We start from the raw sequence: 11,963 nt of genomic DNA on the forward strand, positions 1-11,963 counted from the left end.
TTAACAGGCAGAAAGGAGAATTATGATAAAAAGAATAGGGACAGCGTTGATTGCCATTATGTTTTTTTCCGGACTGCTTATGGGACAATTTACAGAGGCGGTCTGGGCAGCAGGAAAAATATGTGACATAACCATAACTTATCCAGGAGGAAACAGTACGCTGGAATGTAACGGGGAATCCGACCTGGGCACCGTCAGTGTAACTGCTGGTTCAAAAGGAGATATAACTCTGAATTGTAACAATGGTGCTTCCGCCAGGTTTGACAATTCTGGTTTTAATATCGTTAATTACCCTGGAGGCAGTCAAAGTGAAAGCGCAAGGGTAGACTGGGTTTATGAGGGACAGCAGGGTATTTCCATCTTTAATGTTAATATAACTGGACCAGCTCCGGCCTCACCAGTTTCAAGCTTGAAGGTTAATGGAGACAATGCTGCTTATGCAGGATATAAAGAGAAAAGGCATGTATACACTGCTACGGTTTCAAGCAGCAGTGGGACCATCTATATTAGTATACCGGGTTTAACTCAGGGCATGGGTATGGAAAGCCCAGGGGCTGAAGTAAAACTGGATCAATCTGGGGATCCTTTTACATATAAATACTCACAGCTTACTGAAATGGCAAGAGTATATTTTTATCCCCCAGCTTCTCCAGTTGTGGAACTGGATTTAACCTATTCTGCAGCCTCAGGAGGCGCCAGTGGCGGAGGAACGACAGCAAGCCAGGAGAATGTCAATGTGATAAATAAAACCAACACTGAAAATGAATCCAGTGATACCATTCTCACTCCTTTAAATACCACAGAAAAAAACGGTGAAAGCATAACAGAGGTGGCTCCTAAGGAAGTAGATGCCTTAATAAAACTGGCAGAAGCCCATAAAGGGGATGTGGGTGATGGAGAAAACGAAGCAATTATTAATATAAAGAATCCCCAATCTGCTCAGACAAACAGCTATGGAATAAATATAAAACCCACAGATGCAGAAAAACTTACACACTCTGTTATAGATGTTTTAGCAGTAAATACGCCAGTTGGAGATTTCAGAATAAGAAATGAGGAATTAAACAATGTAACAACATCCCATGGAGGGGAATTAAAGCTCATGCTGAAGAAAATTGATAATAGCGGAAAACCTGGGATTGATGCAACCTTTAGTAAAGGAGATGCCAGAATCTCCAGTTTCGAAGGGAACTATTGCGTGGAGATAAGGATTCCTTATGAAGCCAAAGCAGGGGAAAATCTGGATAGTCTTTATATTGAATATCTTAGAGAAGATGGTACAAAGGAAATTGTAACAGAGTCAAAATACGATGAAGAACATAAATGGCTCAGCTTTTTCCCAAGTCATTTGTCCAAGTATGGAATAGCTTATAATCCTGTTATATTTAAAGATGTTTCGGCAAAATACTGGGGCAGCAGCTATATTACATATTTAGCTTCCCGAAAAGTAATAAATGGGAAAGGGGACGGCAGATTTTATCCTGATGCCAGGGTCAGCAAAGCTGAATTTATAAATATGATGACGAAGGCGTTTTCTGCTGCAGCTATAGGTAAAAAAACCATAAAATCCTATAAAGACGTTCCTATTGATAAGTGGTATGCCAAAGCCATAGGCTGGTCCTATATAAATAATTTATCCAATGCTCTGGCTAAAAATGGAAGGTTTTATCCGGAAGAGAACCTGACCAGAGAGGATATGGCTACCTTGGTGAATAATATATCTGTGGGATTACAGATAAGGTTGAAGGAAAACGGTAAATATTCAGGGTTTTCAGATATAAGTACGGTTTCATCTTATGCGAAAAATGGAGTAGTACGAATGACGAAATGCAACATCATTTCTGGGGCAGGTGGAGGAAGGTTCTTGCCAAAGCAGGGCCTTACAAGGGCTGAAGCTGCCAAAATTATAAGCACATTAATGTCAAAGATGAGGTAAGGAGGGATAAAATGCCAGATGCAATGAGAAAAGAATTGAAAATTGGTTCTCATAGACAACAGGACAGTAAACCGGATAAAAAACCTGTATCAGAGCAACTGGACGCTCTGGGAGGAATGGAAGGACAGGTTGGAACTGCATTGAGCAGCTTTAGCCCGGATATGTCAGATGCTACAAAGAAAAAAGGCGGTTTTCTACATAAGGTAGGCAGTGCCATAGCGGCACCAGTTCAGTCTATGAAAAGAAAACATGAGAGGGCTGCAGATCAGTTAAACAATAGCAGAGAGGATTTTAAGGCGATGAGCCGATGGAATCGGTTTAAATGGGCAGCAGAGAATCCTTTAGCTTATACGTTTGCTTCCAAAGAGAAGGAAGGTACTGCTACCAGAAACGCAAGAAATGCAGAACTGCAGAAAAGAGTTGAGGCTGGCAGGCAGACCAGTAAGCCGACTGCAGCACAGGAAGAGTACCAGAGACAGCTGGAACAATATCGAAAGCCTCAAAGTGAAGAGCTCAGTGAAGACATAGATGAAGCCTGGGGATATGAATCAAAAGCGGCAGAAGGTGTTGGAAAACTGGCAGAACGGGCAGGAGATTACGGTGAGGCTGCCAGTGAATCCATGGGTGGCACTATGTCGTTGATAACGGGGGGCAAAGAGGTTTATGACAGAATTAAGGAAGCAAGAGCTGCTGGTGCCAGTGGAAACAGGACAAAACAGATAAACAAAGGGATGGATGCAGGACAATCACTTCTCACAACTTTAGCCAATGGAGCAGAGGCTTCTTTAAACATAGCCAGCAAATTCCAAGGCTTATCAGGTTTAAGCGGTGTTGCTGAACAGTTCGCACCTGGGGTGGACGTTTTGTCCGGAGGCGTTAAGGCTGGAAAAGGGGTTGTGAATATGGTAGACTCTACTAAAACCCGAATGAATATGTCAAAACAATTGGAAGAACTTCAGGCGTCCAGAGGAGATGTAAGCGGGGAAACCGGACAGATTATGCGTCAGATCAGATCTCAGTCTAAAATAGACCAGACCGGAGCGGGCTTTGATATTGCTACAGGATCATTGCAGGCTGCTGGTGGAATCCTGAATCTCAGCGGAGTAGGAGCTGCAGCAGCAACGGCCCTGAAGGGCACCGCTCAGGCAGGAGATTTTGTCAAAGGTCAGGTAACAAAAAAAATGGGTAAAAATATGAGACATCAAGTACTAAATGAAGCCTTTGATTTAGATGGAAAAATTGAAGCCTTAAAGACCCAGTATCCGGACCTGAGTGACAGAGAGGCAAAGCATGTGGCATTACAGCAGATGGGCTTCTCCACTGGAAAGAGGAAAGAAGCATTTCAACATTTGACCATGGGCAGAGCTGCAGGGTTAACAGGCAGTGCCACAACGGAAACATCGGAGGGTGTCAGATCCAGAAAAATTATAGAAGGGACAGGACTGAGAAAAGGGAAAAATGGCCAGTATGACTTACAAAGTGTTTCTGAAAAGTTAGGAATGGATAAAGAAAAGTCCTGGCAGGAACAGATGCAGGAAGTGGCGGAATCCAGAACAGCCAATCCATTTGCTGAAAAAGCTGCAGCAGAGAGGAAAGCCAAGGCAGCTGCCCAGCTAGCCAAGCAGAAAAAGAAGGGAGAAGCATCGATATGAGCTTAGACATGAAAAAATCTGTAATAAAAGCATTACAGAACAGGATTGAGGAACTTAACATTGAAAATAAAATAAAAGAGGATTTTCCCTTTGAAGGCTTTGACACTTTGTGCACACTTACAGGTGTTGCGGATGGTATGTCTGTATTGACGGAAACAACGGTACTTGATTGGAATGAAGAGAATTTCATTGTCCAATTTTATTCTACCATAGCAGTTAATCTTAAAGATTCTGTCATGGAGGAGCTTTTTAAAGCAACAGAAAAGCTGAATATCTTATGTCCATTTGGAAACTTCGGTATTTACAGGGAAGAAAATCAGTTTTATCATAAGTTTTCTGTTCTATTGGAGAAAGATTTAGAAGAAAAGGAATTCGTAAATAAAATCATAAAAAACTTAGAAGCAGTTTTTGATGCCATAAGCGACAAAGTTCCTCTTCTGGCTGTTTTCATAACAGGTGACATGGACTATAAAACTGCATTGGAGGAAGATTTATTCTAATGGAAGATATGCTTAATCTGGAGAATGCCCAGCCATTTACGGATAATGAAGAATATTTAGATGTTCTTTTTATACTGGAAACTCTCAGATTGACTTACAGCTTTGAAAAAGATGAGGCAGATAAAGGGAGGAAAAGGCGTAATTTAAATAAATTCATACCAGATATGGAAGAAATAGAACATCTTCTTGACAGTAAGCTGGAAAGCCATTTTGATGAAACAAACCTTGCTGAAATGATTACCTGGGATCAGTATGTTGATAAAAGAGCAGAAGCTACCCAAAAAGAGGGGACGGTTTTAAAATTTTATAGTATGCTTGAAAACCTTGGCATGACTAAATTCGGCAGGAGTGTTGTGGTTTTATCCCTGATGGCTGCATTGGATAGGGATTACAGAAGGATTGTTCAATACATGAGTGGAGATGTGGACAGGCAATATCCAAGTCTGGGTTTTTGTGCAAAAATTTATTTCACTAATATAGATGTTGGTATTGGTGGAATTTTTATGTCTTCAAACCGGGATCTGGCTGCTTTGAAAATAATATTTCCGGAACTTTATGAAAGTGAGGACATTTACAATGAATCTCTTATACCAAGCGGACAACTGCTAAATCTTATCTATGGCATAAATGAAGAATACCAGCCTTATTTGAAAAGAATTAATATTACGGACAGGGTAGAGCCTTTAATTCACAGAACAGATGAATTTGAGGCTCTATGCAAAATCTGTGGGGACAACAAAAAATATGATTTACTAAAATGGGTGATACTTTATGGTAATAAAGGTGCAGGGAAAAAGCACTTAATTTATCAGCTTGCAAACAAAAAAAGACGTAATCTGATCCAGATTGATTTAAGATATTTTTCACAAGAGCAGGAAAACAGAGAGACAAAAGTAAAAAAAGCAGTAAGTGGCTGTATAACTGAAATGGTCATGACCGGAGGACTCCTTGGGATACTGGGCATGGAAACTTTTACAGAGCAGAGCAGTAAGAGGCTTATGGATTTTGTGAAGAATAGTGTCAAAAGTTATCCGGGAATGGTCTTTTTTATTTTTGAGAAAGAAGAATACAGTAATCCCTGGGAGGATACGTTAACGATTGGCCTAGAACTTCAGGATTCTTATAAGCTCCATGATATCTGGGAGCACTATATGAAAGAATACCAAATTGATAATAATGTAGATTTGTGGGCATTGTCTGACAGCTTTTCATTTACCCCGGGACAGATAGTTGGAGCCTTGAGAGCAGCCCACATTACCAGTATGATGTCAGATGGAATCATTCATTACCAGGATTTAGTAAGAGCCTGTTACAGTCAAATCCAGCACCGGTTAAAAGAGAAGGCTAAAAGGGTGAATGTCTGTTTTCAGTGGAAAGACTTAAAACTTCCAACTGAGGAAAAACAAGTTCTGCGAGAACTTTGTAACAGAGTAAAAAATAAACATATCGTTATGTCAGAGTGGAATTTTTCAGAAAAACTTCCTTATGGATCTGGAACTCCTGTGGTTTTTGCAGGACCTCCTGGTACGGGTAAAACTATGGCAGCCCAGGTGATTGCCAATGAACTTTCTATGGAACTTTATCAAATAGATTTATCCCAGCTTGTAGATAAATATATAGGGGAAACAGAAAAAAACATTAAACTGGTCTTTGAACAGGCCAGAAAAAGCAATAGTATACTGTTTTTTGATGAGGCAGATTCTGTGTTTGGAAAACGAGTGGAGGCAAAATCCTCCAATGACAGATATGCTAATATAGAATCCTCCATGTTGCTTCAATCTGTAGAAGCTTATAATGGTATATCCATTCTGGCAACAAATAATCTGAACGGGATGGATACCGCTTTTATAAGGCGTTTTAAATATTTAGTTAATTTTAGAGCCCCCGATGCACTTCTAAGAAAAGAAATATGGGAAAGTGTTTTTCCTAAGGCAGCACCAATAGGTTCAGAGGTAGATTTTAAATGGCTATCCAATCAGTTTGAACTCACAGGTGCGTTTATTAAAAATATAGCACTTTCTGCTGCTTTTCTGGCAGCAGAAGATGGAAGTGAAATTAATATGCTTCACATATTAAAGGCCTTAAAAAGGGAGTTGATTAAAGAGGGCAGAAAACTGGAACAGACTGAGTTAGGGGATTTTGGGTATATGTTTAGTGAAATATAAAAGAGGCGAATTTTTGAATAAAATTATCCTATGGTATATATAGAAAAATATAAAGAAAATTCAAAAAATTTACTCCTTTGTATTGACAAACATAATAAATTTAGTTAATATAAAAATAGTTTAAAGGAGCACTGTATGACGTAGTGCAGGGTTCAAAAAGTTGATTTGTGAAGCAGCACCTGGACAGATTGTGTTTAGGTGCTTTTTATTGGTCCATGTAAGAAATGTAGATTTTTGAAGGAACAATGCTACACAAAAGTAAGGAATTGGAGGATAACAGACAACAGATTATAAAGGAATTTTTTTCAGACAACTGGTGACACTGGTGCATGTAATTACAAATCCACCGTAGGATTTATAAGAGCATGTAGTATCGAAATCTGTGGGTATTTCAATTTGTTTTGGATTGCCTCAATAGTTCTCTGGCGTACTAAGAACCACTCCTGCTGCAGAGGCAGGACTGGGAATGTAATGAGCATTCTTATAATAAAACAGAATTTGTAAGACCCAGATTTAGTAGATTTTAATGGATACGTGAATAAGTCGTTGAACGTACAACGGCTAATACTAGGAGTAACATATGAAGGAAAAAGGAAGAAAAAAAGTCGGGGTTGTAATCGTTGAAGATGAGCCCATTACCAGAATGGATTTAAAAGAAATGTTAATGGAAGCCGGATATAAAGTTATAGGAGAGGCGTCTGAGGGGTTTGACGCAATTGAAATTTGTACCAAAGAACATCCGGATGTAGTGCTTCTGGACATTAATATGCCTTTATTAGACGGATTATCTGCTGCAAAAGTAATAATAGAAGAGAAAAGCGCTGATACGGTTATTCTTTTGACTGCTTACAGTGACCAGGAGTTTATTAATTGTGCCAAAACCATTGGAGCTTCAGGATTTATAGTGAAGCCTATTGATGAGAAAGAATTAGTACCAAGTATTGAAATAGCACTGGCCAAAAGCAGAAAAATCCAACAGATCAACAGATTGCGGAAATTATATTAGCTTAAAAGGATTGGGGATAAAATGCCGGATACTATAGAAAGATTATGTAAAAAATATACTAACTTAACGGATGAAGAAATTGAAACCATAAGAAAAATGGAAGGGAGCCTTCAGGTGATGGCAAATCTGGAGGATGCAGATTTTTTTATCGATTGTATGACTACAAATGAAACAACGGCTATTGTAGTTGCAGAAGCAAAGCCACAAAATGTACCATCCTCATATAAGAAAACGGCAGTGGGACTTTTAGTGGAGCCACACAACGAGCCAGCTGTTACAAGAACTTTTAAACTGGGACTGCCTACCAAGCAGATGAAGGCTGTAACCCAGGAGAATATTAATGTTATTCAGTCAGTGGAGCCTATTTCCCATGGTGATAGTATAATCGGGGTATTGATTAAAGAAAAGAATGCAAGTAAACACAGTGAACGCAGCACACGAATCCGATTTACTGATCAAAGTTATGCCAAGCTGGCAAAGGTACTTACCAGGTTGGACAGAGAGGGCTGGTGGCTGGCAGAGTGTATTGATGAGGCGGTTATCTTAGTAGATATGGATGGTTACATAAGCTATAGGAATAAGATTGCCTGGAAATTATACCAGAAACTTGGATACACCATAGATATCCTGGGACAGTCCTACAGCCGGGTTGCAGTACATGGAAGTGATCTGGAGTGGTTTGACCAGGATGCAAACTATTCAGGGATAGAAGTAAATACAGCAGGATTAAATCTGACTGTAAAACAAATTTCTTTAAAAAATAATAATGTAGATTTTGCGGTAATGATACAGGACATTACTCAGATTAGAAATAATGAGAAAGAATTAATTTTAAAGTCTGTGGCTGTAAAGGAAATGCATCACAGAGTAAAGAACAGTTTGCAGACCATTGCCAGCTTACTTCGATTACAGGGAAGAAGGACAAAGAGCCAGGAGGCTAAAGAAGTTCTGGATGAAAGTATGAATCGGATACTGGCCATTGCAAGTATTCACGAACTTTTAGCCAAGGAAGGTGTTGAGCAGGTTAACATAAGGGATGTATTAGAAGAAATTAAGAATAATACAATGCGTTATTTTTTTAAACCAACAATGAATATTGTTGTGGAAATTAATGGGCAAGGATTTCAGGTAGATTCAGAAGTTTCAACGTCGGTAGCTCTTGTAGTAAACGAATTGCTTCACAATTCATTGCAATATGCTTTTAATAGCAAAAGCAATAATAAAAAAATAACCATAACAATTAAACAGACAGAAGGGCAGTGCCATGTCTCAGTAGAGGACAATGGTATTGGATTTGATATAAATTCTATCAGGGAAAACAGCTTAGGTCTGAGCATTGTTTTTTCTATAGTAAAGGATAAATTAAAAGGTACAATTAATGTAAGTTCCAGTGAACAGGGAACATGTATTTCATTTAAATTTAAGAATAAAATCACAACAATAGATAATGCAATGTAATGTTTTACAAAAATGGAGTAAAAATAATGGAAAATGCAAAAAAACATATCATGCTGGTAGGAAAATCCCAGGCGGGGAAAACTACCCTGACACAATACTTGACAAATCAACAGCTTTTTTATCATAAAACCCAGACAGTTCAAGTAGTAGATGGACACTATGTTGACACACCCGGAGAATACTTAGAACAGAGAGGCTTTTATGGAGCTTTATCCGTAACGGCATCTCAAGTAGATGTTATAGCCCTGGTGCAATCTGCAGTTGAAGAGAGTACCATGTTCGCACCTGGATTCGGAAGCATGTTTTGTGGTAAATTTGTTATAGGAATTGTTACAAAGATAGATTTAGCTACAGAAGAACAGTTAAAGAGAGCCACCAGATACTTGACAGATGCTGGAGCGCAAACTTGTTATAGTGTGAGCAGTGTAACAGGACAAGGAATGACGGAGTTTAATAAATGGTTCGAAAACTTGTAACCCGCAAATTTAAACAATTTATCTAATAAAGTGAAAAATAGTTGCATGAATAGTCAAAAAATTTGGGTTTCCATCTTGACAATCAAAAGAGATTTGGGTACTATAAGAGTGTAATTTAAAGGAGTACTGTACGACGTAGTGTAGAACTCTGGAAAAGGATTGCGAAGTAAGCGCCTAGACAGATTTTGTTTGGGTGCTTTTTTGTTAGTTTATTGAGCATACAAGAGCATTATCAATGCTGAAAGGAAGTGAGGCATTGGAGGAAAGCAAACAACGAATCATACAGGAATTTGTTCCAGGTAAGCAAGTGACTTTAGCCCATGTGATTGCTAACCCAATCAGTGATTTATATCCCAAGCTGGGAATGATTCAGGATAAAGGCGCTATTGGCATTTTAACGATTACTCCCAGTGAAGGGGCTATGATTGCAGCAGATGTTGCATCTAAAGCAGCCGATATTTCAATTGGTTTTGTGGATCGTTTTAACGGATCATTAGTTATATTAGGGGATGTTGCTGCAGTAGAAGCAGGAATACGTGACGTAATGAATATTCTTTGTGACAAAATGGGATTTGCAAAAACTGAAATAAGCAGATCGTAGATGTGAGACAAGGGAAAGGCCGTTGAACGTACAACGGGGATACCAGGAGTTAAGCATGAAGGAAAAGGAAAGAAAAGAAATTCGGGTCGTCATCGCTGAAGATGAGCCCATTACCAGGATGGATTTAAAAGAAATGTTGGTAGCTGCCGGATATAATGTTGTTGGTGAGGCTTCAGAAGGGTTTGATGCAATTGAAATTTGCAAGAAAAAAGAGCCTGATGTAGTTATTTTAGATATAAAGATGCCTTTACTTGATGGGCTGTCAGCAGCTAAAGTTATAACGGAGGAAAAAACTGCAGGTACAGTAATTCTACTGACTGCTTACAGTGATGAAGATTTTATTGATCGTGCTACAAAGATTGGAGTTTCCGGTTATATTGTGAAACCTGTCGATGAAAAGGCATTGGTACCCAGCATTCAGATTGCAGTAGCAAGAAGCAGAGAAATGAAGAAAATTAAACAGCAATGTGAGATGGTTACTGAACGCTTGGAGAGCAGAACTGTAATCGAAAAAGCGAAAGGGCAACTGATGATATCCATGAGGCTATCAGAAAGTGAAGCTTATGAGTACATAAAACGCTTAAGTAAGGAAAAAAAGGTTTCTATGAAACGTATAGCGGAAATAATTTTGGCTTAAAAGGATTGAGGGTAAAATGCCGGATACGATAGAAAGTTTATGTAAAAAGTATACAAATTTAACGGATGAAGAAATCGAAACTATAAAGAAAATAGGAGTAGGTCTTCAGACCATGGCAAATCTGCAGGATGCTGATTTTTTTATTGATTGCCTCACAACAGATGAGACAACCGCTGTAGTAGTTGCAGAAGCAAAACCACAGAATGTTCCTTCTGCGTATAAGAAAACAGTAGTAGGTTTGTTAGCAGAGCCATATAATGAGCCAGCCGTTGCCAGAACCTTTAAGCTGGGACTGTCAACGAAACAGATGAAAGCTGTGACTCAGGAGTACGCTAATGTTATCCAGTCAGTTGAACCAATTCGATATGGAGATAAAGTAATTGGTGTACTTATTGAGGAAAAGAATGCGGATGAAAACAGTGAAATGCGAGACCGTATCCGCTTTACGGATCAAAGTTATGTAAGACTTGCAAATGTACTTACAAGACTTGATGAAGAAGGATCATGGCTGGCAGATTGTATTGATGAGGCTGTTATTTTAGTAGATATGGATGGATATGTCAGCTATAGAAATAAAATAGCTAAAAATTTATATAAAACACTTGGGTATACAGTAGACATTTTAGGCCAGCCTTATCGATGTATTGCATTACATGGTTCAAATTTAGAATGGTTTGACCAGGATGCGAATTACTCTGGAATAGAAGTAAATACATCAGATCTGAATTTAACAGTAAAACAGATTTCATTGAAAAATAATAATGTGGATTTTGCGGTGATGATACGGGATATTACTCATATCAGGGAAAAAGAAAAAGAACTGATTTTGAAATCCGTAGCGGTAAAAGAAATGCATCACAGAGTAAAAAATAATCTGCAGACCATAGCCAGTCTCCTTCGACTGCAGGGCCGAAGAACAAAGAGTGTGGAAGCAAAAAAGGTTCTGGATGAAGGAATGAATCGTATACTGGCCATAGCCAGTACTCATGAACTACTGGCTAAAGAAGGGGTAGACCGGGTTAATATACGGGATGTACTTGAAAATATAAAAGACAATACCCTTCGTTATTTTCTGAAACCAGCCATGGATATTATGGTTAATATCAAGGGAGAAGGGTTTCAAGTGGATTCTGAAATTTCCACATCTGTGGCTCTTGTGGTAAGTGAATTATTACATAATTCCCTGCAGCATGCTTTTGATGATGGAAGAACCGATGGAAAGATTACAATAGAAATTCAGCATAATGGGCAGGAATCACATATTTCCGTAGGAGATAACGGAAAAGGATTTGACATTAATTGTGTCAGAGAAGATTGTCTGGGACTGAGTATTGTTTTCTCCATTGTTAAAGATAAATTAAAAGGAGCAATTAGTGTAAGTTCAAGCGAAAACGGAACAGTAATTGCATTTGATTTTAAAAATAGAATATTTACATAGATAATGTGACGATAACATTATCCTTATGCTAAGCGAAGCAGCTTATGTACAGAATAGAAGTTTATTTCTGTGTCTAAGCTGTTTTTTTGTAGGC

10 protein-coding genes are annotated in these 11,963 nt (G+C 38.7%); all 10 read left to right on the forward strand.

The annotated features are described in order from the left end of the window. Nucleotides 1-22: 22 nt before the first annotated feature. Nucleotides 23-1,936 carry an S-layer homology domain-containing protein gene (locus Ami3637_RS09525; RefSeq protein WP_162362370.1) on the forward strand — a complete coding sequence of 638 codons (1,914 nt, stop codon included), beginning with the start codon at nt 23-25 and terminating at the stop codon, nt 1,934-1,936. Nucleotides 1,937-1,947: 11 nt separating this feature from the next. Then, nucleotides 1,948-3,588, forward strand: coding sequence for a hypothetical protein (locus tag Ami3637_RS09530; RefSeq protein ID WP_162362371.1), 1,641 nt, complete (start codon nt 1,948-1,950; stop codon nt 3,586-3,588). Beyond that, the gene (locus Ami3637_RS09535; RefSeq protein WP_162362372.1) at nt 3,585-4,088 is read left to right on the forward strand and encodes a hypothetical protein; all 504 of its coding nucleotides are present in this window, start codon (nt 3,585-3,587) and stop codon (nt 4,086-4,088) included. Before Ami3637_RS09530 ends, Ami3637_RS09535 begins: the two co-directional genes overlap by 4 nt. Continuing rightward, nucleotides 4,088-6,253 (forward strand): ATP-binding protein, encoded by a 2,166-nt coding sequence (locus tag Ami3637_RS09540; protein ID WP_162362373.1) that lies wholly within the window; start codon nt 4,088-4,090, stop codon nt 6,251-6,253. Before Ami3637_RS09535 ends, Ami3637_RS09540 begins: the two co-directional genes overlap by 1 nt. A 580-nt stretch (nt 6,254-6,833) precedes the next feature. Continuing rightward, nucleotides 6,834-7,259, forward strand: a complete 426-nt coding sequence (locus Ami3637_RS09545) for a response regulator (protein ID WP_162362374.1) — start codon at nt 6,834-6,836, stop codon at nt 7,257-7,259. A 21-nt stretch (nt 7,260-7,280) separates the two neighbouring features. Further along, nucleotides 7,281-8,717 (forward strand): sensor histidine kinase, encoded by a 1,437-nt coding sequence (locus Ami3637_RS09550; protein ID WP_162362375.1) that lies wholly within the window; start codon nt 7,281-7,283, stop codon nt 8,715-8,717. Between the two features lie 26 nt (nt 8,718-8,743). Further along, nucleotides 8,744-9,193, forward strand: a complete 450-nt coding sequence (locus Ami3637_RS09555; protein WP_162362376.1) for a EutP/PduV family microcompartment system protein — start codon at nt 8,744-8,746, stop codon at nt 9,191-9,193. Between the two features lie 235 nt (nt 9,194-9,428). After that, nucleotides 9,429-9,794, forward strand: coding sequence for a BMC domain-containing protein (locus Ami3637_RS09560; RefSeq protein ID WP_162362377.1), 366 nt, complete (start codon nt 9,429-9,431; stop codon nt 9,792-9,794). Between the two features lie 55 nt (nt 9,795-9,849). After that, the gene (locus Ami3637_RS09565; protein ID WP_162362378.1) at nt 9,850-10,431 is read left to right on the forward strand and encodes an ANTAR domain-containing response regulator; all 582 of its coding nucleotides are present in this window, start codon (nt 9,850-9,852) and stop codon (nt 10,429-10,431) included. Nucleotides 10,432-10,447: 16 nt separating this feature from the next. Continuing rightward, nucleotides 10,448-11,869 (forward strand): sensor histidine kinase, encoded by a 1,422-nt coding sequence (locus Ami3637_RS09570; protein ID WP_162362379.1) that lies wholly within the window; start codon nt 10,448-10,450, stop codon nt 11,867-11,869. Nucleotides 11,870-11,963: the final 94 nt, after the last annotated feature.

The sequence above is a fragment of the Aminipila terrae genome (assembly GCF_010120715.1).
Classification (GTDB): Bacteria; Bacillota; Clostridia; order Peptostreptococcales; family Anaerovoracaceae; genus Aminipila; species Aminipila terrae.

What these genes read in the sequence shown, in the direction of transcription:
- Ami3637_RS09525 (WP_162362370.1), top strand. Translation starts at nt 23, where the DNA reads ATGATAAAAAGAATAGGGACAGCGTTGATTGCCATTATGTTTTTTTCC.
- Ami3637_RS09530 (WP_162362371.1), top strand. Translation starts at nt 1,948, where the DNA reads ATGCCAGATGCAATGAGAAAAGAATTGAAAATTGGTTCTCATAGACAA.
- Ami3637_RS09535 (WP_162362372.1), top strand. Translation starts at nt 3,585, where the DNA reads ATGAGCTTAGACATGAAAAAATCTGTAATAAAAGCATTACAGAACAGG.
- Ami3637_RS09540 (WP_162362373.1), top strand. Translation starts at nt 4,088, where the DNA reads ATGGAAGATATGCTTAATCTGGAGAATGCCCAGCCATTTACGGATAAT.
- Ami3637_RS09545 (WP_162362374.1), top strand. Translation starts at nt 6,834, where the DNA reads ATGAAGGAAAAAGGAAGAAAAAAAGTCGGGGTTGTAATCGTTGAAGAT.
- Ami3637_RS09550 (WP_162362375.1), top strand. Translation starts at nt 7,281, where the DNA reads ATGCCGGATACTATAGAAAGATTATGTAAAAAATATACTAACTTAACG.
- Ami3637_RS09555 (WP_162362376.1), top strand. Translation starts at nt 8,744, where the DNA reads ATGGAAAATGCAAAAAAACATATCATGCTGGTAGGAAAATCCCAGGCG.
- Ami3637_RS09560 (WP_162362377.1), top strand. Translation starts at nt 9,429, where the DNA reads ATGCTGAAAGGAAGTGAGGCATTGGAGGAAAGCAAACAACGAATCATA.
- Ami3637_RS09565 (WP_162362378.1), top strand. Translation starts at nt 9,850, where the DNA reads ATGAAGGAAAAGGAAAGAAAAGAAATTCGGGTCGTCATCGCTGAAGAT.
- Ami3637_RS09570 (WP_162362379.1), top strand. Translation starts at nt 10,448, where the DNA reads ATGCCGGATACGATAGAAAGTTTATGTAAAAAGTATACAAATTTAACG.